Source organism: Pseudalkalibacillus sp. NRS-1564 (genome assembly GCF_050467905.1).
Classification (GTDB): Bacteria; Bacillota; Bacilli; order Bacillales; family Guptibacillaceae; genus Guptibacillus; species Guptibacillus hwajinpoensis_B.
The window spans coordinates 34,823-61,348 of sequence record NZ_JBITPM010000031.1 but is presented as its reverse complement, the minus strand read 5'-3'; the positions used below and the strand labels follow the sequence as shown (position 1 = coordinate 61,348).

The 26,526-nt window shown below is 38.8% G+C and carries 24 protein-coding genes, 1 pseudogene and 1 riboswitch; of the genes and pseudogenes, 14 read left to right on the top strand and 11 right to left on the bottom strand.

Translation table 11 applies throughout. The features are described from left to right. Positions 1–159: 159 nt before the first annotated feature. Entirely contained in the window at positions 160–1,371 is a 1,212-nt protein-coding gene (locus ACIFPW_RS14930; RefSeq protein ID WP_430245431.1) for an MFS transporter, read from the bottom strand. 252 nt (positions 1,372–1,623) lie between these two features. Between ACIFPW_RS14930 and ACIFPW_RS14925 the strand changes: the two genes are divergently transcribed. Both ACIFPW_RS14925 and ACIFPW_RS14920 read left to right on the top strand, forming a co-directional pair. Further along, positions 1,624–2,037, top strand: coding sequence for a hypothetical protein (locus ACIFPW_RS14925; protein ID WP_430245430.1), 414 nt, complete (start codon positions 1,624–1,626; stop codon positions 2,035–2,037). A gap of 73 nt (positions 2,038–2,110) precedes the next feature. Continuing rightward, a complete protein-coding gene (locus tag ACIFPW_RS14920) occupies positions 2,111–2,524 on the top strand; it encodes a CoA-binding protein (RefSeq protein WP_194221780.1) in 414 nt (137 codons plus the stop codon). A gap of 20 nt (positions 2,525–2,544) precedes the next feature. On the opposite strand, the gene ACIFPW_RS14915 is transcribed toward ACIFPW_RS14920, so the two are convergent. Next, positions 2,545–3,192 (bottom strand): SIMPL domain-containing protein, encoded by a 648-nt coding sequence (locus tag ACIFPW_RS14915; protein WP_430245429.1) that lies wholly within the window; start codon positions 3,190–3,192, stop codon positions 2,545–2,547. A gap of 126 nt (positions 3,193–3,318) precedes the next feature. Here ACIFPW_RS14915 and ACIFPW_RS14910 point away from each other — a divergent pair, with 126 nt between their 5' ends. The 3 genes from ACIFPW_RS14910 (at position 3,319) to ACIFPW_RS14900 (ending at position 8,238) form a co-directional block, all read left to right on the top strand. After that, on the top strand, positions 3,319–4,542 hold the full coding sequence (locus ACIFPW_RS14910; RefSeq protein ID WP_430245435.1) for an aminopeptidase: 1,224 nt from the start codon (positions 3,319–3,321) through the stop codon (positions 4,540–4,542). 124 nt (positions 4,543–4,666) lie between these two features. After that, entirely contained in the window at positions 4,667–5,947 is a 1,281-nt protein-coding gene (locus ACIFPW_RS14905; RefSeq protein WP_430245427.1) for a cytochrome P450, read from the top strand. A gap of 8 nt (positions 5,948–5,955) precedes the next feature. Next, the gene (locus ACIFPW_RS14900; RefSeq protein WP_430245425.1) at positions 5,956–8,238 is read left to right on the top strand and encodes an ATP-dependent DNA helicase; all 2,283 of its coding nucleotides are present in this window, start codon (positions 5,956–5,958) and stop codon (positions 8,236–8,238) included. Positions 8,239–8,325: 87 nt separating this feature from the next. Here ACIFPW_RS14900 and ACIFPW_RS14895 read toward each other — a convergent pair. Both ACIFPW_RS14895 and ACIFPW_RS14890 read right to left on the bottom strand, forming a co-directional pair. After that, positions 8,326–8,427 (bottom strand): annotated as a pseudogene (locus ACIFPW_RS14895) (thiaminase II); the annotation flags it as partial. A gap of 41 nt (positions 8,428–8,468) precedes the next feature. Further along, complete coding sequence (locus tag ACIFPW_RS14890; RefSeq protein ID WP_430245423.1) at positions 8,469–9,743, bottom strand: acetylornithine deacetylase; 1,275 nt, start codon at positions 9,741–9,743, stop codon at positions 8,469–8,471. A gap of 149 nt (positions 9,744–9,892) precedes the next feature. Beyond that, a riboswitch (TPP riboswitch) is annotated at positions 9,893–9,997 on the bottom strand. Positions 9,998–10,145: 148 nt separating this feature from the next. Here ACIFPW_RS14890 and ACIFPW_RS14885 point away from each other — a divergent pair. Both ACIFPW_RS14885 and ACIFPW_RS14880 read left to right on the top strand, forming a co-directional pair. After that, positions 10,146–11,135 carry a sodium:calcium antiporter gene (locus ACIFPW_RS14885; RefSeq protein WP_430245421.1) on the top strand — a complete coding sequence of 330 codons (990 nt, stop codon included), beginning with the start codon at positions 10,146–10,148 and terminating at the stop codon, positions 11,133–11,135. A 164-nt stretch (positions 11,136–11,299) separates the two neighbouring features. Continuing rightward, a complete protein-coding gene (locus ACIFPW_RS14880; RefSeq protein WP_430245419.1) occupies positions 11,300–12,475 on the top strand; it encodes an MFS transporter in 1,176 nt (391 codons plus the stop codon). A gap of 81 nt (positions 12,476–12,556) precedes the next feature. Here the strand turns inward: ACIFPW_RS14880 and ACIFPW_RS14875 are convergent, their stop codons facing one another. Next, a complete protein-coding gene (locus ACIFPW_RS14875; RefSeq protein WP_430245417.1) occupies positions 12,557–13,138 on the bottom strand; it encodes a biotin transporter BioY in 582 nt (193 codons plus the stop codon). Positions 13,139–13,503: 365 nt separating this feature from the next. Between ACIFPW_RS14875 and ACIFPW_RS14870 the strand changes: the two genes are divergently transcribed. From ACIFPW_RS14870 to ACIFPW_RS14850, 5 genes are all read left to right on the top strand, one after another. Then, a complete protein-coding gene (locus tag ACIFPW_RS14870; RefSeq protein WP_430245416.1) occupies positions 13,504–13,896 on the top strand; it encodes a hypothetical protein in 393 nt (130 codons plus the stop codon). Between the two features lie 316 nt (positions 13,897–14,212). Further along, on the top strand, positions 14,213–16,183 hold the full coding sequence (gene parE, locus ACIFPW_RS14865) for a DNA topoisomerase IV subunit B (protein WP_430245413.1): 1,971 nt from the start codon (positions 14,213–14,215) through the stop codon (positions 16,181–16,183). A 2-nt stretch (positions 16,184–16,185) separates the two neighbouring features. Then, positions 16,186–18,612: a DNA topoisomerase IV subunit A gene (parC, locus tag ACIFPW_RS14860; RefSeq protein ID WP_430245411.1), complete on the top strand. Its 2,427-nt coding sequence runs from the start codon at positions 16,186–16,188 to the stop codon at positions 18,610–18,612. Between the two features lie 157 nt (positions 18,613–18,769). Then, positions 18,770–19,264: a metal-dependent hydrolase gene (locus tag ACIFPW_RS14855; RefSeq protein WP_430245409.1), complete on the top strand. Its 495-nt coding sequence runs from the start codon at positions 18,770–18,772 to the stop codon at positions 19,262–19,264. A gap of 70 nt (positions 19,265–19,334) precedes the next feature. Further along, a complete protein-coding gene (locus tag ACIFPW_RS14850; RefSeq protein WP_430245408.1) occupies positions 19,335–20,000 on the top strand; it encodes a TVP38/TMEM64 family protein in 666 nt (221 codons plus the stop codon). Between the two features lie 41 nt (positions 20,001–20,041). Here ACIFPW_RS14850 and ACIFPW_RS14845 read toward each other — a convergent pair whose 3' ends face one another. Next, a complete protein-coding gene (locus ACIFPW_RS14845) occupies positions 20,042–20,620 on the bottom strand; it encodes a hypothetical protein (RefSeq protein WP_430245406.1) in 579 nt (192 codons plus the stop codon). A 209-nt stretch (positions 20,621–20,829) separates the two neighbouring features. Between ACIFPW_RS14845 and ACIFPW_RS14840 the strand changes: the two genes are divergently transcribed. Then, positions 20,830–22,002 (top strand): MalY/PatB family protein, encoded by a 1,173-nt coding sequence (locus ACIFPW_RS14840; protein ID WP_430245404.1) that lies wholly within the window; start codon positions 20,830–20,832, stop codon positions 22,000–22,002. Between the two features lie 61 nt (positions 22,003–22,063). Here the strand turns inward: ACIFPW_RS14840 and ACIFPW_RS14835 are convergent, their stop codons facing one another. Then, the gene (locus ACIFPW_RS14835) at positions 22,064–22,603 is read right to left on the bottom strand and encodes a 2'-5' RNA ligase family protein (protein ID WP_430245402.1); all 540 of its coding nucleotides are present in this window, start codon (positions 22,601–22,603) and stop codon (positions 22,064–22,066) included. A 276-nt stretch (positions 22,604–22,879) separates the two neighbouring features. On the opposite strand from ACIFPW_RS14835, the gene ACIFPW_RS14830 reads away from it, so the two are divergent. Continuing rightward, positions 22,880–23,368, top strand: a complete 489-nt coding sequence (locus ACIFPW_RS14830) for a hypothetical protein (protein ID WP_283154184.1) — start codon at positions 22,880–22,882, stop codon at positions 23,366–23,368. Positions 23,369–23,552: 184 nt separating this feature from the next. Here ACIFPW_RS14830 and ACIFPW_RS14825 read toward each other — a convergent pair whose 3' ends face one another. The 4 genes from ACIFPW_RS14825 to ACIFPW_RS14810 all read right to left on the bottom strand — a co-directional run bounded on the left by ACIFPW_RS14825 (position 23,553) and on the right by ACIFPW_RS14810 (position 26,525). Next, the gene (locus tag ACIFPW_RS14825; protein ID WP_430245433.1) at positions 23,553–23,864 is read right to left on the bottom strand and encodes an LAGLIDADG family homing endonuclease; all 312 of its coding nucleotides are present in this window, start codon (positions 23,862–23,864) and stop codon (positions 23,553–23,555) included. Beyond that, positions 23,861–24,268 carry an LAGLIDADG family homing endonuclease gene (locus tag ACIFPW_RS14820; RefSeq protein WP_430245400.1) on the bottom strand — a complete coding sequence of 136 codons (408 nt, stop codon included), beginning with the start codon at positions 24,266–24,268 and terminating at the stop codon, positions 23,861–23,863. Before ACIFPW_RS14820 ends, ACIFPW_RS14825 begins: the two co-directional genes overlap by 4 nt. Positions 24,269–24,601: 333 nt before the next feature. Then, complete coding sequence (gene menC, locus ACIFPW_RS14815; RefSeq protein WP_430245398.1) at positions 24,602–25,714, bottom strand: o-succinylbenzoate synthase; 1,113 nt, start codon at positions 25,712–25,714, stop codon at positions 24,602–24,604. Further along, positions 25,704–26,525: a GNAT family N-acetyltransferase gene (locus ACIFPW_RS14810; protein WP_430245396.1), complete on the bottom strand. Its 822-nt coding sequence runs from the start codon at positions 26,523–26,525 to the stop codon at positions 25,704–25,706. The genes menC and ACIFPW_RS14810 overlap by 11 nt, the downstream gene beginning before the upstream one ends. Position 26,526 lies beyond the last annotated feature (1 nt).

Here is a 26,526-nt window from a genome sequence, read left to right as displayed (position 1 = left end):
TGACTGGCAAGTCTTTTTTTATGCCCTTATTAAAATAAGTGCAGGACTCTGCATTTTTCTGTTGCAAAGGTCTGCACTTCTATATTGCAATAAACAAAAATGGTTTAAATATATAATAGCACCGCCTCTTATAAATTGCAAATCATTCTGGAAATTTATTTACCGATTCATTAGACTGGATCCCAGTTTTGCTCGCCTTTTGTTGATTTGAATTGGAAGAGTTGATCCTATCAGTGCGACAATAGCAGATCCGATGAGAATACCCTGAATGCCGCTCGTTGCAAACAAAGTTAATAAGGTAAAGACAACTAAATCAAATACAGAATCTAATATGGATAGCAAAGAGATCGTAGTTGCTCTTATGTGAGAAGGGATGAGGTCATTGCTCAACTTGGAATAAATCGGGTATCTAATGGCACCTACCCATCTTAGAAACAAGACTACAAACAAAATAACCCAGAGCTGATTTTGAAAAATTGCAGCGACGACTAACCCGCATGCTGAAAGAAAACCAGAAAAGTACATAAGCACCTTATAAGAGAAATTCCTATGAAGCATATTGATACTTCTAGATGAAAAGAATGCAAGTAATGCACCAACAGCATAAATAGGCCCAATGATGTAGACAGGCAGACCAGCATTAATCATCAATGGCTGATCAAATTTTTGAAACACCGCAACGGTAGGAATAAAGACGAGCGTGAGGTTGAGGAACAGGAATAACAGTTGAGGTGCTTTCTTAATCACCTGAATCCCTTCAATTACATTTTGTAAAGATGTCCCTTTAACTTCTACTTTGCCTGATGGTTCACGGATGAATAACAAGAGAATGAATTCAATAATATAAGAAATGAGGCTGAAGAGAATAAGTAGCTGAAATTGTTCGCTCTGTAAATCTTTAGCAAGAAATGATCCAACTAGAACAGCAATCATCATAGCTATAAATCCCGCTGATTGAATTTTCCCCATGACTTCATCCATTTTGTGATGGTTTTTATCTTTCTTTAATGACTCATAAATTAATGCTTCGTCTGCACCAGAAAAAAAGGTGACCGATAATCCATTTAAGATGCTAAACAGCATAAACATTGTTAAGCTATCTGCCATTAAAAGAATACCTATACTGCTTATCTTGATGATGGCTCCTATTAGAAATGCATTTCTAGCTCCATATGCATCCGCGAAAACTCCAGTTGGGATTTCACCGATGAAGACAGCGCCGCTCCAGCACATCAAGATGATGAGGATATCAGCTTCGTTTAAGCCGTTTTTTACATAAAAAAGCGTAAGAACCGGTTGCAAAAAACTGATGGTACCAAAAAAGTTCACCCAGAATAAAAGGGTAAGATTTCGTGTTGAATGAGATGACATGTTCCTCCAACTTTCAATATAAGTTCCGACAATAGAAAGATAGGAGGGGTACAGTTAGATTTTCGTTATACGTCCCTCCCGTTTGATGAGATTAATCGTAGGATTTTTGACATATTGAAATCTCCCTTCAGTTAATTAAGAAAATTATAACAAATAGATAAAACAGAAGCGAGACTATTAATAAACAAAATATGTAAATCTAGAGCAGGTTAAAAGAAATAGACCAATTACGCAAAAATGACGAAAGAAGAATTGATCGCAGAACTTCAACCAGAGTTGCCGGAACTATTCCGTAGATGGGAGGATGATATTCAAACCGGTTTGTTCGATTATAATACATGTCCTGATTTGTATCGTGCTGTCGGAAGCGAGATTCGCAACATGGTTTCTAGTGCCAATCAATTAGAGAAATCGAATTTCCCAAATCTTCCTCTTACTGTCATTGGAAGAGATGGAGAACATGCTTCCAAACAGCAGATAAAAGCAGGGACTCCTGCAAATGAAGCTGTCACTTTGGAGCAAATTTGGAAGGAACTGAATTTCGAACAAGCGAAACTCGCTACTGGTTTACGATACATAAAGGCAAAAGGATCGGGGCATAATATTCCTTATGACTGCCCTGAGCTTGTAATAATGGAGATGAGACGGCTCTCACAAGAGCTTTGAGCGAAATAGTTTTTCTATGCTCATACATCTTCTATAATAGAGATATACCATAAATTGCAAAGGGGAGAACTACATGGCAATTGAAAACCCGACTCGAGAAGAAATCGGCAAGATTCTAAAAACAAATAAGCGAATTGCCGTCGTTGGTTTATCAAATAATCCAGGACGTACTTCATTTATGATCTCGCAGGCTATGATGGATGCAGGTTATGAAATCATCCCGGTTAATCCGACAATTGATGAAGCGCTCGGCATAAAAGCGGTAGATTCATTGAAAGATATTAAAGGTCACGTAGACATCGTGAATGTATTTAGAAGAAGCGAATTTCTTCCTGATATTATGAAAGAAACCGTGGAAATTGGTGCGGACGTTTTCTGGGCACAGCTTGGCGTAATGAATGAAGAAGCTTATGAATATGGGAAAAAGCATAATATGAAAATGATTATGGATCGCTGCATTAAAGTTGAACATGCTATGACGAAATAGGGCGTTGGTACGCCCTTTTTTTATGAGGTAAGAAGAAAAATTAATGTCACCTGCGCACCAATTGTTAACTGCCCAGGTTGTATTTGCGTACTTTGCATTTCGCTAAACATGCGAGGTGATGGCGCTGCAGAACCGGTTTCAATGATTCGGTGTGGTGTATGTGGTAGAGAGATGTGGAGAGACTGAGCGATTGTTTGAGCTTTTTGATTGGCTTTTTCCATAGCGGCACTTAACGCTTTTTGATAGTAAATATCTGGGTCTTTTATTTCGAAACGAATATCTGAGACGACATTAGCGCCAGAATCTACCGCAACGTCAATGACTGCTCCTGCTTTCTTCACTGGCTCAACTGTAACTGTCAGTAAGTGTGTAACTTTGTATCCGAGAAAGATTTTAGTGTTGTCTTCATACCGGACGTTTTCTTCGATCCTGTAATCAGACGTTTGAATGCTTTCTGTCGGTATTCCGATTGATCGCAAAGACGATACAATCGCAGCGATTATTTCTGCGTTTTCTTCTTGAGCTTCCGTAACCTGCTTAGAAGTTGTGGTAGCACCTGTAATGATAGTGGCGATATTAGGAGTTGCACTCACTTCCCCCGTTCCAAATACCGTTATAGTATTGTCGCATGGACACTCACTATTTGTACTTACATTCGATTTTGTCATTTTTCACACTTCTTTCTATTAGTCTAAACAAATCATTGCGATTAAGAGGACAGAAAGCTTCTCTTTTGTTAAAATTTTAGTAGTCGTTTCGATACTAAGGAGGAATGCATGTTGCCAGAAAAAATCATGTTAGAAAAGTATGCAGAACTTGCTCTTAAACGTGGAGTTAATTTACAAAATGATCAAATGCTAGTTGTAAACGCTTCTATTGAAGGAGCTGATTTCGCACGAATCGTCGTAAAAAAAGCCTACGAAATAGGCGCTAAGACTGTACATATCAATTGGAGCGATGATGATCTTGACCGTTTATGGTATGAAAACGCAGCCCAGGATGTGCTTGAAAACGTACCAGAATGGCGTGTGAAAATGTTTGATCATTTCGCAAGTGAAGGGGCAGCGATACTATCAATCCGCTCTACAAACCCTGATCTACTAAAAGGAATTGAATCTTCTCGTATCTCAGCCTCGAATAAAGCGAGCGGAGAAGCGATGAAGAACTTCCGTAAATATACGATGAATGACAAAATTACGTGGTCAATTGTAGCTATTCCAAATGATGAATGGGCGAAAAAAATCTTCCCTGATTCATCAGAGGAACAAGCTGTTGAAAAGCTCTGGGAGCAAATCTTTAAAATTACTCGTGTTGATCAAGAAAATCCAGTAGCAGCCTGGAATGAACATAATGCCACTCTTGCAAAAGCAAGAAAAGTATTGAATGACAGACATTATAAAAAGCTCCTCTATAAGGCTCCAGGGACGGATCTTGAAATTGAATTGCCTGAAGGGCATATTTGGAAAGGTGGTTCATCTATTTCTGAGCAGGGCATCGAATTTAATGCCGACATGCCAACAGAAGAAGTGTTTACATTACCGCACAAATATGGCGTGAATGGTACCGTTTCAAGTACAAAGCCACTAAGCTATGGTGGTAACTTAATCAATGATTTCTCACTTACTTTTAAAGAAGGTAAAGTGGTAGACTTCTCTGCAAAAGAAGGATATGAAACCCTTGAGAATTTATTGAACATGGATGAAGGCTCTCGTCGACTCGGTGAAGTCGCCATTGTGCCACATCAATCTCCTATCTCTCAATCAGGACTTATTTTCTTTAATACCCTGTATGATGAGAATGCCTCCTGCCATCTTGCTCTGGGTAAAGCTTATCCAAGCAGCGTAAAAGGTGGAGCTAACATGGACGATGAAGCATTAGATCAAAATGGGGTAAATAACAGCGTAACTCATGTTGATTTTATGATGGGTTCTGGAGAACTCGATATTGATGGTGTGAAGGAAGATGGATCTACAGAAGCGATTTTCCGTGATGGAAATTGGGCAATTGATGTGAATTAAGTAAAAAAACGCTCTATCTGGTTTAATCAGATAGAGCGTTTTTTATCTAGTTTAACCTGTTGAAAATTGAAAGTCTTATGAAGATCTTTCTATAATAAAGAAAAACAGTGAGTGGTGATATATGATGGGAACTGTTGAGAAGCTATCTGGCATTCGTTTGAAAAATTACCTTGATTTTCGTAAAGCTCCATTAGATTTCTTATTGAAGACGAGGGAAGTAGCTGATTTTGTAGAATTAGGAGCTTCCTCTTTTGTTGTTCATCAACCAGAGGCGATTAAGCAAATACTAGTTACAAACGCAGCATCTTTTCATAAAGGAAACTCCGCTTCATTACTCAGTCAAACGATCGGAAGAGGCTTGCTTACTTCTGAAGGGCAAACTCATGAACGCCAACGAAGATTGATTATGCCTGCTTTTCATAAAGAGAAAATGGCGCAATATGTAGAAATTATTCTAGGTGAAACAAATCAGTTTATCAAAGAATGGAATGACGGAGATGTTATCTGTATTAGCTCCGAGATGATGAAGTTAACATTACGAATTATTACGAAAACAATGTTTGGACAAGATGTCTCAAAACCAGAAAGTGCTAAGCTAGTTAAAGCAGTAACCCATATTATTGAAAAATCAGCCGGGGATTTATTCTTACCTTTTCCTATTCCATCGTTTATTCCTTCAGAACGTAATAGACGCTACCAAGCTGGGAAAGAGCGATTAAACGAATTGGCTGATCAACTTATTGTCCAGACTCCAAAAGGTGATCATTTATTAGCTCTCCTTCAAGAAACCACGTATTCAGATGGCTCGCAGATTTCAAGAGAAGAAATAAGAAGTCAGATTTTGACGATGTTAATCGCAGGACATGAAACAACAGCCAATGTCATGTCATGGATGTGGTATGAACTCTCTGTACATTCCGAATTAGAAAAACAATTAGTGACTGAATGGCGCTCTATAAACGATCACGACCTTAAGAATCGACCATTAACAGACCAGTTTTTTAAAGAAACTTTAAGACTTTATCCTGCAGCATGGGTATTATTAAGAGAAGCGTTAGAACCTGTTGAGATAATGGGCCATCCGTTCAAATCTGGATCGTCGTTTTTAATCAGTCCTTATATCATGCATCGTAATCCTGCTTTTTTTGAAAACCCCGAGCAGTTCTCTATTGATCGAATGAAAAGAAAACAAGTTCCGTTCACATACATCCCGTTTGGCGGCGGTCCGAGAAGCTGTATTGGTAGTCAGTTTGCAACATATGAGGCTCAACTCATTTTCGCTACAATTGGAGAAAGGTTTCACCTTCAACAGGCTTCGAGCGATCAACGAGTGGAAGCCGAGCCGCTTGTTTCTTTACGAATTAAGAATGGGCTATTAATGAATGTGCATAAACGAAAATATTAGGTGATAAGATGAATGAAATGATTAATGTGTCCGTTCGACCTCTTGTCGAGTATGCGTTTCGAAGGGGAAGTATCGATGCTCGTTTCCGTACAGCCACAACGATGACGGAAGGAACTCGATTGCACCAGATGATTCAGAAGACTTATGGAGAACATGACAAAAAAGAAGTACCGTTTGAAACAAACTTGATTTATGAAGAGATGACTTTTCATATTGAAGGTCGATGTGATGGCTTACTTAAAAACGATGAACAATTTATTATCGATGAGATTAAATCCACGTCACTCCCGCTTACTGAAGTGGATGAGGGGACACACCCAGTTTATTGGGCGCAAGTGAAATGTTATGGATACATGGCTGTTGAGGAATACAACTTAGAGAAAATCACGATTCAGTTAACATATATCCAGTCAGAAACAAATGAGATTATACGATATCAACAGGAAACAACAGCCTCTGAGTTAAATGAGTTTATGAAATGGGTTGTCGAACAGTATGCTCCATTTGCCAGGTGGAAGCAAAAGCATCTAACCATGCGTGATGAGAGCAGCAAAGCACTCACTTTTCCTTTTGATTCCTATCGAGAAGGTCAGCGGAAGTTAGCAGCAAGCGTCTATAAAACAGTTCAAGATGAAGCGACGTTGTTCGCTACGGCGCCCACAGGAATAGGAAAAACGATTAGTACGCTATTTCCAGTTGTTAAAGCAATGGGAGAAGGCTATGGTAATAAAATTTTCTATCTTACAGCCAAAACGATAACGAGAGAAACCGCTCAAGAAGCTTTTGAATTAATGGAAACGAAAGGACTACATGCTTCATTAGTGACCATTACCGCAAGAGATAAAATTTGCTTCAAGGAAAAAACCATTTGCGAGAAAGAGTATTGTGAATATGCCAATGGCTATTACGATCGAATTAATGATGGAATGCTTGATATTTTGCATCATGAGACGCGTATCACTCGAGAGGTTATTGAAAAATATGCTCATAAGCACCGACTATGCCCGTTTGAGCTATCTCTAGATTTGTCTTACATGGCTGATGCGGTTATATGCGATTACAATTACTTATTTGATCCTCGCGTTTCTTTAAAGCGACTTATTGAGGAGCAAAAGAAACAAACGACGGTTCTTATAGATGAGGCGCATAATCTCGTTGATCGGGCGAGAGAAATGTATTCTGCCGAATTAATGAAGTCACCTTTTCTTGAGTTGAAGCGGAATTACAAAAGACAAAATAGCGAAGTATCGAGCGCAGCAGCATCGATAAATAACACGTTTATTACGTACAGAAAATCGACGCAGAATGGTTCGCTAGTTCTATCCGAAATTGATGAAGAGCTTATTGTTCAGCTTGATACGTTTGTGCAAGTGAGTGAAGTCGAGTTGCTTCAGGAAGGAAGCGATGAGCTTCTACTTGAAACGTATTTTTTAGCACAGAACTTTATTCGGATTGCCAAACTTTATGATCAGCGATATATGACGTATGTAGAGGCAGGAAAGTCCGAGGTGAAAATCAAGCTCTTTTGTTTCGATCCTTCACATCTCCTTCAAAAGATGCGGAAAGGGTTTCGATCGAATGTTTTTTTCTCAGCTACTTTTACACCTTTCTCATATTATCAAAACATGCTAGGTTGGAAAGAAGAAGATTACGCTGTGAAAATACCTTCTCCTTTTCCACGTGAACATGCGAATATTTATATTGCTCCACTTTCGACGAAGTACCGCGATCGTGAGCGCAAACTACCAAGACTGGTTACACTTCTTCAAAAAGTGCTTCATGAAAAACCCGGTAATTACTTGTTCTTTTTCCCATCATATGGCTATATGGAACAAGTTTTTGAGGCGTTCACTTCTCCAGACGAAGTGGAAACGATCATTCAACAAAGCGGGATGACGGAAGAAGAAAGAGAGTCGTTTTTAAAAAAATTCACATCTAATCGAAAGGGTAGCTTAGTTGGGTTTGCTGTTGTAGGTGGCATCTTCTCAGAAGGGATAGACTTAAAAGGGAATCGTCTTACAGGAGTGGTGGTCGTTGGAGTAGGGCTCCCTAATTTTGATACCGAGCGGCAGCTAATGAAATCTTACTTTGATCAAGCTGGAAGAAATGGTTTTGAGTATACTTACGTTTATCCAGGCATGAACCGTGTTCAACAAGCAGGCGGTCGACTCATTCGAACAGAAACCGATCGAGGTCTTTTATTACTAATTGATAGTCGTTATTTAGAAAAACGCTACCAGCAATTACTACCGTATGAGTGGCAACACTTTGAACTAATTCAGGTACCATAGGTCTTTACTAGGGTTTTGGATTGCTATCTTACCACTATTCATTTACTAAAATTCCCCCTCTTAAAAAGTGGGGGAATTTTTCTTTACTCATCTCCACATTGCTTCGGAATAACTCATTTTCCAAAACATATAGTCATACCTTGTTGTGTTTAGTAAAATTACTTCTAGATCGGTGAGTTCTTCTTCAGATAGGTTGAAGTTTTTCATGTAAATGCTCACTAAAGCTCATGTTAATCCGCTCCCTTTTTTGTATTTACCCAATCAAGAATAAAGTGCATCATCGATTGTGTATAATTGATTAGCTGATGGATAGATACATATTCGTTTGTTGAGTGAGCTTGTGCTAGCTTTCCGGGACCATAGATGACGGTTGGTATTCCAGCATCACCGAGCCAACCGCCGTCTGTCACAGTTTGAGAAGTACCTATTTCAGGTCGACGAAAATGAATATGCTCATGCAAATCTGATAACAACTTGACAGCGGGATGATGTTGGTCAACTTCTAAAGAAGGGAAGATCTCTCCCTTGTCGATCATCATAGAAGTGCCACCCCACTGAAACGTCGGTGGGTGGTCTCTAAGCCAGATATCTGCATTCGCAGTTAATCTGATATGATCCTCAATTTCATCCATAACGTCTTGATAAGTTTCATTTGGATAGTAATGAACGGTAATCCATAACTTGCATTCGTCTGCAATGAATGCAGCATGCCGACCACCTTCGATAACGGCCGGATTAATTGTTGTCATTCCTGGTTTCACACCAGGGTAGCTTTTTACGATGGACCAATGCCGCTCTAGATCCTGTAATGCTTGGATAATTTTCATCATTTTTTCGATGGCACTAGCCCCGTGAAGCCCACCACCTGAATGAATCATATTTTGGCGCAGTGCATCATGGTGTGTCTTTGAATCTTTTACTGTGATCCAACCAGTGACCACGCCCCCTTGTCCCTCTATTCTCAAATCACTCGTATCCGCTACTACGGCGAAATCAGCGGTATAACCCCGCTCGCAACACTGTGATGTACCCGCTTCTCCAATTTCTTCTCCAGTAACCGATTGAAAAAGAACTTTCCCCTTAAGAGGAAGATTGTTTTCTTTTAATAGTTTAAGTGCGAATAAGTTAGCTGCAATACCTGCTTTCATATCTGCGGCACCTCTGCCGTATACCTTATTATCTGATATTGTGGGTTCAAAAGGAGGAAAACTCCAATTTTCATCTTCACCCACTTCTGCCACATCAACGTGTCCATTTAAAATCAAACTTTGGTATTCTGTTACTTCTTCATTAAGAATTCCTACAATGATTGGATCACCAGGATGCATATCCCACTTGTCAATCTTGAACCCGATGTCAGTGAGGTAGGACGCAATGAAGTCTTGAATTTCCTGGGTATTTCTGGCTGGTGGGGCTGGGGTTGCGTATTGGATTAACTGATTTGTAAGATTGATTAATTCTTGTTTTCTCTCGTCTACTAGATTAAAGATTTCTTTCTTTACCATCACACCACATCCTTTTTAGCTTATATTGTTGGTATTTCTCACCTTTAAACAAAAGGAAAACCAACAAAACCCATGCATATAGACCTGAATTTAAAAAAGCATCGCTCCTATAAAAGAAGCGATGCATACTAGACAGAGTAGACCTGTCACAATTACATACACTTCTTTCCTACGCCAGTATTATCCGGATCAGGTAGTGAGGGTCGAGACAAATGTCCCTCTCAGCTGATTTCGCAGCACCCCTAGAAGTATTCGATTGAATTAATTTAACAATAGCTTACTTGTGAATCATTTACAATTATGGAACATTACATTTTCGAGTCATTCTTTTCATTATGGTTTAGTATTAACCTAGGAAGGAAATAGTCATCAAGGAAATCGAACGTATTAAGGAGATCATCTATGAATTTAATATTTACAATTCTACTATTTATTCTAGCTGCGATTGCCACCTATTTCGTTGCTACTCGACTTGCTATGTATGGTGATGCCATTAGTGAGAAAACAAAAACGTCTTCAGCGTTTATGGGAATTATCATTGGTGCTGCTATATCATTGCCCGAACTAACATCAAGCGTGACCGCAATTGCTATTGATAGTCCAGATCTTGCAATCGGGAATTTGCTTGGGAGTAATTTATTTAATCTATTAGCCCTTGCCGTTCTTGATATGGTCTACCGTCGCGAACAGATTATGGGACAAACAGATGTAGGAAGTAAGCTATACATCTATCTTGTTATCGTGATGACGTTAATCGTTGTAGGAGGTTTATCCTTAACACTACCAGCGAGCATTTATCATATCGGATATAGTTCGATCATTCTTGTTCTTGTGTATTTTGCTGGTGTGAAATGGATTAACAAATTAACAGAAGAGAAAGTGAAACGAAGAAGTCGAAAGAATGAAAAATACGGTGAGTTTTCATACCAAAAAGTTCTAACGATGTTCATCTTATCCGCTGTCGGTATTATGATTGTCGGAACGGTGTTAACATTAACTGCCGATCGAATTGCGGAAAGCACAGGATTAGGAGCTTCATTTGTTGGATCTTTCCTTGTAGGAGCGAGTACTTCTTTGCCTGATGCTGTAAGTGTTGCAACAGCGTTGAAACTTAAGAATTACAGTATGGGAATAACCTCGCTTCTAGGAAGTAACGCCTTTAATATCATGCTACTTTCGTTTACAGATGCTATTTATCTTAAAACAAACTTATTTAGGCATGCTAGCATGTCTAATATTGTGACAACTGTATCATCAATTGTGGTGGTGCTCGTCATTTTATATAGTATTACAAGAAAACAAAAACGTAGCACGCTTTTTTATATGGTGCCATCCACTTTAATTGTCTTGATCTATTTTGTCGCTACGTATTTCGTCTATCAGATGAAGTAAGTTGCAGAGAGTTAATACTCTCTGCAACTTTTTTTCTTATCTAGAATACTCGATGTGACGGAGATGGTAACGCTACCGAAAAATAGTCCGAAAATAATCGCAAGTTTTAAGTTAAATACACCGTGGAATCCCCTGTGATAGATTAATTTATGGAGGTAAGATCAATGTCAAAAGGGAAAAGTATTCATGCGTTAATTATTTTATTATTTACCCAGTTCGTTTCTGGAGGGGTGACGAATACAAAGGGGATTGTACTTGATAAAGTTGAAACGGATATTGGACTTGATATGAGCCAATTCGGATTAGTTGTCTTGATATTCCAACTAGGCTTTACGCTCGCGAGTTTGATTTTCGGTTATTTAACAGATAAAAAAGGGTTAAGAATAATGGTGATCTTTGCAACGATTGTCATGGGACTTGGTTTTGCAGGTACCGGATTTGCACCGAACATTACATTCTTCTTAGGTTTCTATATGTTAATTGGGTTCGGGCTTGGAGCACTTGGTGTTGCTTCCAATGCGATTGTACCGGCTGCATATCCAGAGAAACAAAATCAAATGTTCAATTTAGCGATGGGGATCTATGGACTTGGGATGATTGTCTTTCCACAAATCCTTAACTACATGTTCCAATTTGCATCATGGCGATATTTCTATCTGGCTATTGCCATCTTAAATATTCTCGTTATTTTTTATGTCACATCGGTTAAATTCCCTGATGGTAAAGCAGAAAAAATCAATTTAAAAGCATTTATACCAATGTTAAAAGATGCACAAATGATTTTCTTAATGTTCTTCTTAATTTTCGAAGTATCTGCAGAAGTTTCGTTTACTAATTTCTTCCCGCCTTACTTAAAATCTCTTGAGTTAGGAGGAATATCTACCGAAGCAAAATCGGATATGGTCGCAACGATTCTATCACTCTTCTCAGTATTCTTTATGATTGGGCGCCTAGGAGTGGCTTATCTTGCGAATAAAATCAACGAGCGATTGATTATGATTTCTTTCTCATTAGGATCCGTCATTATCGTAGCAATCAGCTTCTTCTTTGCGAACCAGGTACCTTATTTATTTGCTGGAGCTGGGCTTTTCTTCTCTACATTATTTCCAACCGCTACGGCATTTGGAACGACAATTTCAAAAAATCCAGGTACTGCACTAGGTCTAATCTATGTAGCATCTGGTATTGGTGGTGGTATCGCAGGATACATCATTGGGATTGTTTCAGAAGCTTTCGGAGAGAAAGGTGGATTTGGTCTCGTCATTGTTTTCCTTGCATTAATGTTTATCGTTTCTCTATTCTTAAATTCAAATAAGACAAAGCAAACTGCAAGTGAATAATACTCACACGTAAAAAAAGCCGCCGGTATAACTACCGGCGGTAAATTTATATTCATCTATTGGGAATAGAGGAATGCAGTGTTAAGCTACTTGCGCTCGCTTTGCTGTTTTCGTAACAGCACTGTAGATGCGCGGTGAGATGAGAGCAGCTACAATTGATAAAATTACGTCTTTCGGCAATGGAGCAACCATCCACATCCATGCCATTCCATAAGTAAATCCTTCAGGCGCTTCAGCCCAAAATTTGTATGCGTAGTACATATAGTTTGTACCTAGAACATAATTCAAAATAAATCCAGTAAAGCTTGCGATCATGAATGTTCTCATAGTTGGTTTAGATTTTGATTCTACGATTTTCCCTGCAACATAAGCAACTAAAATATAAGATAGAATAAATCCAAATGTTGGTTTAAATAAGACGGCAGGACCACCAGTAAACTGTGCAAACACTGGTGCACCGGCAAGACCAACGAATGCGTAAACAGACAATGAAATAGCGCCAAGTCGACTGCCGAGTAAAAGGCCAGCTAAAATAGCGAAAAAAGTTTGGAGTGTAATAGGCACGCCACCGACAACAAGGAATTGAGCAATATTTGCCCCAACGGCCATTAATGCTGCGAACATACCTGCGTAAACTAAATCAATTGTTTTCATTTTCCTCATGACTGATCCTCACTTTCGTTATCACTATAATGAATCGTAAAAGAAAAATCAAATTGTGTCAACATAAATTTATATTTAGTTAACATTAATGTTAGTAAGTGAATAAATTTAATTGGTTTTAATGGGATATAGTATTTAATTAGTTGATATACATTTAAACGACACCCTTTATTTATATAAAGTTAACATATTTTTGTTTGTGGAAACGAAAGCTTCAGTCAAGATCTCTCCAAGTGCGGTCAATGAATTGTTATTTTATCGAAATGTTTTTTGCGGAGGAATGAAGACGATTATGAGAAAACGCACTACTCAACAAAAAATCTATGGTAAACTAAGAGCGAAAGTATGTTGAAAGGAGCCTCTGAATGAACTTGTTAAGAGGAACTCTCCTGTCTATTTTATTGCTCTGTTTCGTACTTGCCGTTAGCACTGCTTTCGCAAATGGACAGGATGAACAGCTTGAAAATGTAACAGGTGAGGTTCAAAAAAAGATGATCCGCTATGAAGAACCAAAACTTACGAATGCGACGGATCAAAAAGATGAAAGCAATGCTGAAAATGAAGCAGATGTAACAAGTGAAGATGCAGAAGAGGCGACAAATACGCCAGTTGAAAAACCTTATTATTATCTTATTGTTAACGAAACTCCTTATTTAGCCGATAAAACTGATTGGGAGTCGGTTGAAGAAGGTCATATCGTTACGCTTGGTTATGAAGAAGGTAACGTGCATGTCGTAAAAACAATTGATGAAGAATAGACAATAAGGTACAATACGGTTCGATGTTTTTTTCTCTCCTGCCACTGTGCAGGATTTTTTAATATGGAAATAATCGTCGTTCTCATAGTGGGAAAACTTTCAGGAACAAAGAAAGTCTTTTGCTAATAAAAAGCTTAGAGGCATCATTTCTTTTCTATTGAGACGCATTTAGTAAGAAGCTGTAAAACACTGCCTGGCTATTAAAATGACTGCGATGTGGCAATGCTTTAAAAAAAGGATAGGGTATAAGAAAATATAGAAACACCCGTTCTCATATGGTAGGCTAGTCTATACAGCAAGTTGAAAGGGGAAAAACATGGTAACAAAACAAAAGCAAGAGTATAGTGACGATTCAATCCAGGTTCTTGAAGGCCTTGAAGCGGTTAGAAAGCGTCCAGGTATGTATATAGGAAGCACGGACTCAAGAGGTTTGCATCATCTAGTTTATGAAATCGTTGATAATTCAGTTGATGAAGCTCTTGCAGGACATGGGGATGAAATCAACGTTACTTTATATGAAGATAATAGTGTCAGTATAGAAGATAACGGTCGAGGTATGCCAGTTGGAATGCACAAACTTGGCAAACCAACACCAGAAATTATCCTTACGATTCTCCACGCTGGTGGTAAATTTGGACAGGGTGGTTATAAAACGAGCGGTGGACTACACGGTGTAGGTGCATCTGTAGTAAATGCTCTTTCTGAATGGCTTGAAGTAACCATTCATCGCGATGGATTCATCTTCAAACAACGTTTCGAAAATGGGGGTAAGCCCGCCACAACTCTCGAAAATATTGGGAAAACGCGCAAAACGGGAACAACGATACATTTTAAGCCGGATACATCGATGTTTAGCACGCTAAATTATAACTACGATACCCTTAGTGAACGTTTGCGTGAAGCTGCATTTTTGCTTAAAGGACTAAAGATTGAACTGAATGATAAGCGTCATGACCGTAAAGAAGTCTTCTATTATGAAACCGGTATCGAGGCATTTATCAATTATCTAAACGAAGACAAAGAGACGCTTCATCCAGTTGTCACCTTTACCGGTGAGAGCAATGGTATTGAACTAGATTTCTCTTTCCAATACAATGATGGATTTTCAGAGAATGTTCTCTCATTCGTAAACAACGTCCGAACGAAGGACGGTGGAACACACGAATCTGGAATGAAAACAGCCATTACGCGCGTGATCAATGATTATGCTAAGAAAGTGAACCTTCTGAAAGAAAAGGATAAGAATCTTGAGGGGAACGATATTCGCGAAGGATTTACGGCCATTGTTTCTGTTCGTATTCCTGAAGAATTGCTGCAGTTCGAGGGGCAAACGAAAAGCAAGCTAGGGACAAGTGAAGCGCGCTCAGCGATTGATGCGATCGTATCCGGTCAGATTTCTTATTTCTTAGAAGAGAATCCGTCCATTAGTGAAATGCTAATAAAAAAATCCATTAAAGCCGCTCAAGCTCGGGAAGCTGCCAGAAGAGCAAGAGAAGATGCAAGGTCTGGTAAGAAAGGCAAACGCAAGGAAACCATTCTAAGTGGAAAACTGACTCCAGCGACTTCGCGTAATCCAAAAAAGAATGAGCTTTACTTAGTTGAGGGAGACTCAGCAGGAGGCTCAGCTAAACAAGGACGCGATCGTCGTACTCAAGCAATCCTTCCGCTACGAGGGAAAGTTATCAACACGGAGAAAGCGAAGTTGCAGGATATTTTTAAGAACGAAGAAATCAATACGATTATTCATGCTATTGGAGCGGGAGTCGGACCTGATTTTACTATAGAAGATTCAAATTACGATAAAGTAATTATCATGACGGATGCCGACACCGACGGCGCTCATATTCAGGTGCTTCTATTAACTTTCTTCTACCGCTATATGAAGCAGTTAGTTGAACATGGAAAGGTATTCCTTGCTCTTCCACCGCTATATAAAATTAGTAAGGGTAAAGGCAAGAAGGAAGTTGTGGAATACGCCTGGGATGAAGATGGTATGAAAGAGGCTATGAAAAAGGTTGGTAAAGGCTATACGATTCAACGCTATAAGGGTCTAGGTGAAATGAACGCCGATCAATTATGGGAAACAACGATGAATCCTGAGAGCCGCACATTGATTCGCGTAAAGATTGAAGACATTGCTCGTGCAGAACGACGCGTCTCCGTTCTTATGGGAGATAAAGTCGAACCGCGAAGACAGTGGATTGAATCCAATGTGGCATTCGGATTAAATGAAGAAACAAATATCATCGAAAATGAGAACATTTCCATTATTGAAGAGGAGGCGTAACATTGGCTAACGCAGAAAAATTCTTAGATCTCCCACTGGAAGATGTCCTTGGAGACGCTTTCGGTCGCTATAGTAAATACATTATTCAGGACCGTGCCCTGCCCGATGCAAGGGACGGTCTGAAGCCTGTGCAACGTCGTATTCTTTATGCGATGCACCATGAAGGTAACACAGCAGAGAAAGCATTTAGAAAATCAGCTAAAACGGTCGGTAATGTTATTGGTAACTACCATCCACACGGCGATACATCAGTGTATGATGCAATGGTCAGAATGACGCAGGATTGGAAAGTAAGGAACATCCTGGTTGAGATGCATGGTAATAATGGTAGTGTCGATGGAGATCCACCTGCTGCGATGCGTTATACAGAAGCTCGTCTTGCGGCCATTTCATCAGAACTTCTACGAGATATTGATAAAGATACAGTTGAGTTTGCTCCAAACTTTGACGATACACAAAATGAGCCTATTGTTTTACCAGCACGTTTTCCTAACTTGCTCGTTAACGGCTCAACGGGTATTTCAGCCGGGTATGCAACAGACATTCCTCCACATAACCTTGGAGAAGTTATCGATGCTGCCGTTATGCAAATGGAGAATCCTGACGTAACACTACAAGAGCTAATGGGTGTTATTAAAGGACCTGACTTCCCAACTGGTGGCATTGCTCAGGGAACAGAAGGGATTCGGAAAGCATTTGAAACAGGCAAAGGAAAATTCATTTTACGTGGCAAGGCAGAGATTGAAGAAGTTCGTGGAGGACGTCAACAAATTGTTGTGACGGAAATTCCATATGAAATCAATAAAGCGAACCTTGTGAAGAAAATTGATGAACTAAGAGTAGATCGAAAAATTGAAGGGATCTCAGAGGTCCGTGATGAAACAGATCGTACTGGTCTTCGATTCGTCATTGAGTTAAAAAAAGAAGCAGATGCTAACGGTATTTTGAAATATTTATACAAAGCGACTGACCTTCAAATTACGTATAACTACAATATGGTAGCCATTTACAACAAAACACCGAAGCAAATGGGCTTAAAACAAATTCTAAAGGCCTATATTGAACATCAGAAGGAAGTTGTTATTCGTCGCTCAGAATATGACTTAAAACGTGCGAAAGACCGTCAGCACGTTGTAGAAGGCCTCATTCGTGCCATTTCTATTTTGGATGAAGTGATTGCGACGATTCGTTCATCAAAGGATAAGCGTGATGCTAAAAACAATTTAATGGTTCAATACGAATTTACAGACGCTCAGTCCGAAGCGATTGTAAACTTACAGCTATATCGCTTAACAAATACGGATATCACAACGCTTCAAAAGGAATCTGAGGAGCTTAGCCAGCTTATTAACAAGCTTGAAACGATTCTTGGAAGTGAGAAAAGACTTGTCAATCTTATCAAAAAAGAATTATTAGAAATCCGTAAGAAATATGCAGATGGTCGTATGACTGTGATCGAAGATGAAATTGAAGATATCAAAGTTAATCTTGAAGTAATGGTTCCATCTGAAGACGTGATTGTAACCGTGACAGAAGATGGCTATGTTAAGAGGACAAGCCCTCGTTCTTACGCGGCATCGAATGGAAAAGACTTCGGAATGAAAGAAACGGATACGCTGCTACGGCAATTCGATAGCAATACGACTCATACGATATTGCTATTTACGAATAAAGGAAGCTATCTTTACTTGCCTGTCCATGAGCTACCAGAAATCAGGTGGAAAGATTTAGGGCAGCACGTTGCAAACATTGTGTCCATTGAATCTGACGAACGAATTATTGAAGCTATGGAAGTTAAAGAGTTTAAAGATGATCAATTCCTCGTCTTCGTGACAAAGCAAGGAATGATTAAGAAAACAGAGCTTTCTCAATACAAAGCTCAGCGTTATTCAAAGCCTCTCATGGCTCTAAAGTTAAAAAAAGAAGATGAATTGATTGATATATACCGGACAAACGGAAGTAAAGAAGTCTTTCTAGCAACGCACTTCGGATACGGCCTTCGGTTTAAAGAAGAAGAGATCAGTCTTGTCGGGCAACGGGCAAGCGGAGTGAAGGGCATTAATTTAAAAGAAGATGATTACGTTGTGAGTGGAATTATTTATGAACCAACAGCTAAGCATGACATTTTCCTTGTCACTCATAGAGGGGCAGTCAAGAAAATGCAGTTAAGTGAATTTGAGATTACCACAAGGGCCAAGCGTGGTGTCGTGATGCTAAGAGAATTAAAATCAAATCCTCATCGTGTCGTGGGTGTTGCCGCGACAACAAAACAAGACTTGATCATCGTACGAACGAAAAAAGGTGAGCCGGTAGAAGTCGATCCATCTACGTACAGACCTAATGATCGCTATAGTAATGGTTCTTTCGTTCTAGATGTAAGTGAAACTGGCGATGCCATCGAAATCAAAAAAATCGACAAACTCGAATAACCAACCAAAAGATCCGTTTCAGAGCGGGTCTTTTTTTAGTATTTGTGGTAATCGATTTGTGTTATACTTAATGATATGCGAACATATGATTGCACCCCCTCTAAAATGGCACTTTCCAACAATACGAACAAGAAAACACACAAGAAGGAGGAATAAAATGGAGGGGAAAACACACGCCATTGGTGGTATATGCCTTGGCGTAGCCGCTCAAAGCTACTACATAACAAATAAATTAGATGCACCAGAAATGATCGTCTTTTACGGAGCGTGCCTTTTTGGTTCACTTCTTCCGGACATATGTCATCCGGGATCATGGACGGGACGCAGAGCAAGGACATTATCCAAAGGGATAAGCAGATTTTTTGGACATCGTACTATCACTCACAGTATTCTTTTTATCATTCTAATCTACTGGTTGATGTCAACATTCAGCTTTCAATTCGACCACTTGATTCAAATTGGACTTCTCGTTGGCATCGTTAGTCATATTGCGCTGGATGCCATGACAGTAAGAGGTATTCAATTGTTTTATCCCATTCCTCTTCGCGTACGATTCCCGCTTTATTTGAAAACGGCATCGAAGGGCGAAGGTGTCGTATCAAGTAGTTTGATCATCCTAACGCTTTTTCTAGTATACAAACAAATGATGTAAGCCATGTTACAGCAAATTTCATGTCATTCAGTTAATATAGACATGAGAAGTGTTGAGAGAGGATGGGGAGATGAAGCATCCAAAGGTATGGTTTAAGTGGTTTGCAATAGTCATTGTTGTTGGTTTATTAATTTGGTTCAGCCGTTCGTACCTTGATTTTAAAGTAGAAGAGATCAGAGATTGGATATTATCGTTTGGCATACTTGCGCCGATTGTTTATATGGTGATTTACACCATTCGTCCTCTTATTTTTTTCCCAGCCTCTGTCTTATCCATTGCAGGGGGGCTAGCATTTGGCTCTTTGTTTGGAACCTTTTATACAGTGATTGGGGCAACAGGAGGAGCGGTGTTATCATTTATTGTAGCAAGAAAGCTAGGTAAATCGATCGCAAATAAGGATTGGCAAGGAAAAGGACGTAAATTACAAGAACAGCTTGAGAAGAACGGATTCTTTTATGTGTTATTCTTTCGGTTCGTTCCTCTTTTTAACTTTGACTTAATTAGTTATTCAGCAGGACTATCTAAAATTCGTTTTGCATCATTCTTTTTTGGTACGCTTATTGGTATCATTCCAGGGACATTTGCATACAACTTTTTAGGTAGTAGCCTAGTCTCAGGTGATCCGAAGATTATTGCCATTGCGGTAGGCGTTTTTATTTTACTTTCGGTTATTCCAATCCTCATTCGGAATCGAGTAACCAAAAAGGATCCGGCGCTTGACGAGAATTCGAAATAATAAAAGGAGCAGGGCGTTAACCGACGCATGCTCCTTTTTTATTATGATTGAAATTCTTTACTTCGAGCTTCATTTAACATTTTCTTTGTACGACGCCGTTCCAGGATAAGATAGATGATCGTTGATACGAGAATAATACCGTGGGTAATACCAAACTCAGTACCATAGTAATCACGATTCCAATAAGAAACAACTCCAGGGATTACAGTATTGTTAATAGGATAGAAGATCGGCACAGCATCACTCACATGTGTTAAAAAGTCCACGAAAACATGTAAAAACCATCCCCATATAAACCCAGACAGAGCGGTTAGCTTAAAACCTCGATGAATGATCATGAGAAGAATAAAGGCAATGAACCAGATCACGATAGAATGACCAAGTTTCCGCAATACATCAACGACAGGATGTTCAAATAAGCCGTGGATAAAATAATGGAGGGAAAGTTCTATTTCTGGATTGATGATTTTTTGGATACTTCGTTCAGCTAATAAGTATAAAAACATCACATAATAAATGATATCAGGTGCAATGCCACCTATAACAAGATACTTAACGGTACGCCTACTTTTTTTCCGAAAGAAAAAATAGCTCCAAAAGGCATGGTGTAATGTATTCATAATGAATTAACCCTCGCTTTAAACATAGTATCTCAGGTATACCTTATTGAAATGGATATAAGCTATAAGTATATTCATTCTACCATCAACCTAGGATACTGTCTTATTAAATTAAATGTACGAGAAGATAGAGAGAAGCGCCGTCTCTGACAGATCGGATAAGTTTTGATAAAGTTAAAGATGGACTATTGAACAAATGGAGGCACACTATGAGCGTATTTGATGAACGAATTAACCGATTTGATACACATTCAGTAAAGTGGGATCACACCGATACCATATTTGAAAAGGAAAACTTGCTGCCAATGTGGGTAGCCGATATGGATTTTCGCGCTCCACAGGCAGTAATTGATGCTCTTACAAAGCGAATTCAGCATGGGATATTTGGTTACTCTATGCCGACAGAAGGCACAAAGGGAGCGGTGCAAAGCTGGCTTGGTCGACGTCATAATTGGTCGATTGAACAGGATTGGATCGTTTTCACGCCAGGAGTTGTTCCAGCGCTATCCGCTGCTGTTAATACGTATACGAACAAGGGAGAGAAAGTGGTTATTCAATCGCCTGTCTACTATCCGTTTCGTGATATGGTTGAGAAAAGCGAGCGGGAAGTCGTTGATAATCCTCTCATCCAAGAAAATGGCAAGTATGCGATGGACTTTGATGACCTCGAAACAAAGCTTAAAGATCCTGAAGTGACCATGTTACTACTATGTAATCCACATAATCCTGTAGGAAGAGTGTGGAAGAAAGATGAGCTTAGAAAGCTTGCTGAGCTTTGTTTAGCGAACGATGTGCTAGTCGTTTCAGACGATATTCATTTTGATCTTATTTTCAAAGGGTATGAGCACACGCTTCTATCAACTCTTTCAGAGGAAATCGAAGCAAATACGATTACGTGTATCGCACCAAGCAAAACATTTAATCTTGCAGGCATGCAGCTATCGACGATCATTATTCCAGATGAGAAGAAGCGGGAGCAATTTAACGCCTATATGGGGAAATTGGGTCTGTTTGCACCAAGTCCATTTGGTATTATTGCTGTAGAAGCGGCATACACTCATGGCGAGAAATGGCTTGAAGAGTTGATGGAGTACTTACAAGGTAACCTGTCGTATCTTACTCAATTTATTAATGAGCGTCTACCAGAAATAGAAGTGATTGAACCAGAGGGTACTTACCTTGTATGGTTGGATTTCAGTAACCTGTCGATGACACATGAAGAACTTGAACAATTCGTTCAGGAAGAAGCTAAGTTGGCTCTTGATGAAGGTTATATATTTGGGGAAGGTGGAAAAGGCTTTGAGCGCATTAATATTGCCTGTCCACGTTCAGTATTGCAAGAAGGCTTAGAACGTTTGGAGAAAGCCTTGAAATCAAAATAATGATTCAAAAAACGCCCTGGAACATCACGGGCGTTTTTTGATTTAGAGGGATCGGCTAACCTTAATACAGTTTGTTTACTGGACGTAAAGGAAGTTCAAGAACAGGTGTATAAGTTTTGGAGGCATTCATTGAAAAAATATGAATGGATTGAACCAAAAAGGGCTCGAATTCGTCTAGTGTTTGTTCTGCATCTCGTTTTATCTTATTGAATTGAATGGGATCTATCGGTTCGTGTTGCTGAGTAATCGTTAAATGAGGAATAAAATCAGTTACTTCATAATACATTTTTTGTTCTTGAAGTGAAGGTTTAATAGCATCAACTAGAAGTAAGTGGAGTGAGATAATCTCTTTAGATAAGACGCTACTAAACAAGACATTAGAGCCGAATGTAGCTGGGGCACCTAGCTTCAATTCAAAAGCGGAAAAGTTCCGACAAATACGCTCAATTTTTTCAACCCAATCATCGGTTGCTGTTAAACCACTTTGAGCTTTTACGGTGATATGGGGTGGCGAAGGTTCATGATAATCCCATTTCTTTCGAAAGGAATGAATTCTCTCGATAATTTGGTGAGGAGGGAGGACTGCAATAAAAAATGGCATGGAATAATCTCCTTCATAAGTAGATGAATAGAAGTGCTATACCGATTTAACAAGAATAGATGTACTATGCACTAATTCGCTATCCAATGTTTCACCCCTTTAATAGGATAAGATGATTACGAAAATAAAACAAAAGTACTATTAAAACGCTAAGAAAATTATAAAAAAACTCCCATAATTGAATGAAATATAATAAAAATTTGTTATGATGAAAGAGGTGAAGTGTTTAGGCATTTAACCACAGCATTAGCTGGAAAAGGAAAGCGGGTGATTTGTATGAAAAAAGCAACAAAAGGACTTCTAACCATCCTACTTTTCTCTGTTCTCGCATTTGGATATCTAAAAACAGCTGAAGTTTATATAGACTACAAGAATGATAAATATGCGCATACTGCAAGTGCCACAAGTCTTGAAAGCAGCTTGCATCAAAAGATCGATGAACAGAACATCTATGAAATACAGGTACATAGAAGCGATCAGCAAGAAAGTGAAGTTATCACGTCAAATGAGGATGAATCAACATTAGTTAGCTGGGTTAATAAACTAGATAACAATGATTTAACACAGTTACCGAATCATCGTGTTCAAGTTAAAGATGCTGATTTCATTATTTATTTAAAAACTGGAAAAGAACTTAGAATCAACTTAGATGAAGATACTGTTATTATTTCTAGAAACGATAATGAGAATAAGGAATTTCATTCTTATTTAATTAATAGCTATGATTTAAATGATGATCTAGCGCGTATTTTAAAAATCGGATAAAATTTCAATTCCGTCTCACTATCTTAAGTTTACTTAACGAATGAGACGGAATTCACTATTTTATATCGACTTCCTATAATATATATTATGTAAACTAAAATAAAAATTTAGCAAAGGAGTACAAATGAACTTTTGTATACTCCTCTACTTGCTTCATTTGGATTCATATTAATTCATTGAACGCTTATTTGCGATCTCGGTTTCGTTTTCGATCATGCAGTTCATCAGCTGTAAATGTTTCCTGAGCAAAAGCATCATATTTACGTTTTAAATAAAGTGACTTGTCATGATAAATCCAATCGGCGAATTGTTTAATTGATTTCCTGCTAGTAATAAAAACTCGGTAGTGTTTTCCATTTTCACTCATATATGGATCAAATCCATGCTGCGTTAGCGTTGTTAACAAAGTCTCCATATATTTACGTGACCCGCCTACAAAGCTAACCGTATAGCCTCGGTAGTTTACGTGACCATCGCCGTCAAAATATCCTCTTATAAATCGGTTTTCATAATTTTGCTGTGAAAAAGCAAACTATATACCCCGGTATGTTTATTTATATATAAAGGTTGATTTGAATCGAAAACGTTCTTGATCTCCTCTAAAATAGTTGGATCTTTCTGCGTAAAAGCAATAGATTGTGATTGAGAGGCAATATAGCCATCAGTAATAAAAAATCCAAGTAAATAAGCCATGTCGTTCGTCCAATGCTTAAAATAATCTTCATTAAACGAGTATTTCCTTTTCCAGCTCCCTCTTGCTCGCTTTTCGACGCCATTATTGGTCAGTAGCTGCCGAATGTGTCTGTCAGAAACTCCTGCTAATAAGCTTATTTCGCTAGTACTAGAACCGCTCTCGTAGAGAGAGATCACTTCATTCATACTGAGTTTCATTTTAGACATTTTATAACCTCCTTTTCATCTATTTTATATTAAAAACACATGATAGAACAAATGTTCGCCACCTCGTAAAATTGGCACTTTTGTATCTAGAACATCATATTTTACTAAATTCCACTCACTTTTAGTTGATTTTAGTAAAATAGCTCACCTACACAAACTACTAAACAAATTTGACAGAGAACAAATGTTCGGTAGTCGCAAAATTGGCACTTTTTGATCTTATAACCTTCATATTTGCTATAAATTACAGTTCTTTTTCCAAAAAAGGTACTTAGAAAACAAAAAAAGTCACTTATCTCTATTAAAATAAGTGACTTCCGAATTTATTAATTTCTATTTCAACACTGCTACATGTTTATGTGCCGTCATTTCGTTAATATATTCTAGATCAGGCTCAAATCCTATACCCGGACCTTCAGGGATGTCGATATAACCATTGTTCATTGCTACTTCTGGTTTTATAATATCCCTCTTCCAGTAATGAGCTGATGGAGCTGTATCTCCTGGCAATGTAAATTGACTGAGTGAAGTGATGGCGAGGTTATGGGCTCGGCCAATCCCTGCTTCCAACATCCCGCCACACCACATAGGAATATGATGCTTTGTACATAGGTTATGGATTTTCTTAGATTCAGTTAAGCCTCCAACGCGACCGATTTTAAGGTTGATGATTCGACAACTTCCAAGTTCAATGGCTTTTCTCGCATCTTCATAAGTATGAATGCTTTCATCCAAACAAATAGGTGTATCCAATTGAGCTTGAAGTTTGGCATGATCAATGATGTCGTCGTGAGCAAGAGGCTGTTCAATCATCATTAAATGGAACTGATCTAGCTTCTTAAGGTGTTCAATGTCATCCAGTGTATAGGCGCAGTTCGCATCGGCCATTAACTCGATCGTTGGGAATTTTTTGCGTATCATAGCTAGAATCTCAATATCCCAACCAGGCATGATTTTAATCTTAATGCGTTTGTACCCGCTCTGGAGATATTCATCTATTTGCTTTAAGATGTTTTCATGTGAAGATTGAATTCCTACGCTGACGCCAACTTCTATTTTGTTCTTCACCCCACCAAGTGCTTGAGCTAACGGGAGGTTGTTTTCTTTAGCATAAAGATCCCATATCGCACATTCAATCGCCGCTTTGGCGTTATAATTGCCGCGAATTTTCTTGAAACGTTCTGATACCTCATCAGGGTGAGTGATGTCTTGTTGATGAAGCAGCGGAATTAAATGGTCATTCATCATGTGCCAATTGGTACGAACGGTTTCTTCGTTATAAATTGGTTCCATAATGGCGACCGATTCGCCCCATCCTGATTGGCCAGAATGAGATCTCGCTTCAACTAGTATAATATCTTTGTCTCGCTCGGTTCCAACGCTTGTTGTAAAAGGATGAAGTAGGTCCATCTTGATTTGTCTTAAGATAATGCTACTAATTTTCATTGTTTTGATCACCTTTCTCTAAGAGGTATACATAATGATGTGGATACTCTTCCCTTTTTAGTAAATCAGTCACTTTCCACCCTCGCTCTAGGTAGTTAGAAAAAACAAGTCCTGTTTGTTCTCTCCAGTCAATAGCTAGTGAGAGATCGAACTTTTTGATTTCTTGAAAGTTTCCTGGAACCGGTACAAATATCTTACTAGCATTAAGGGAAAGGTCTAGTTTTTCAGGCTTGCTAAAAAGGTTATTTCCACCTGGTATAAGAGCATAAGGTATCGTTGGATTCGTTTCAGTACTTCGCTTCATCTCATTCGTATCCCACTCAACTAAAAAGCGATCAGTCGGTATCCCTGCATTGAGATTATCATCCATGAGACCGTAGACATTTGGAAGGTACGTGCTCACGACTGCCCCTAACTTGTGTAAGTTTAGCGTGCCGTTAACCGTCTCTAGCGGATCATACGTCCACGTAATGAAATCGTATCCCATGTTTGACGCTGTTTTTCTTTGTTCGATTTTCAGTCTTTCACCAATTCCTAGTCTTCGATAATCTGGATGAATGCCTAAACTTTGAGAAACAAGATACACTTTCTCACCATTAAATCCTGGAAAGCTATATTGAAAAGCGATAAGTCTGTCTTGATAAAAGGCTCCTAATATAAATCCACCGTTTTTGACAACGGCCATACTTTGATTCACTGGTACGGAATCATCAAAGCTCCATACGATTGTTTCTAAGCGTCTCACTTCCTCAAGCTCTTCAACCGAATGAAGGGTGCGGATCGTTAATGATTTAAGTACGTTTGCTTTCAAC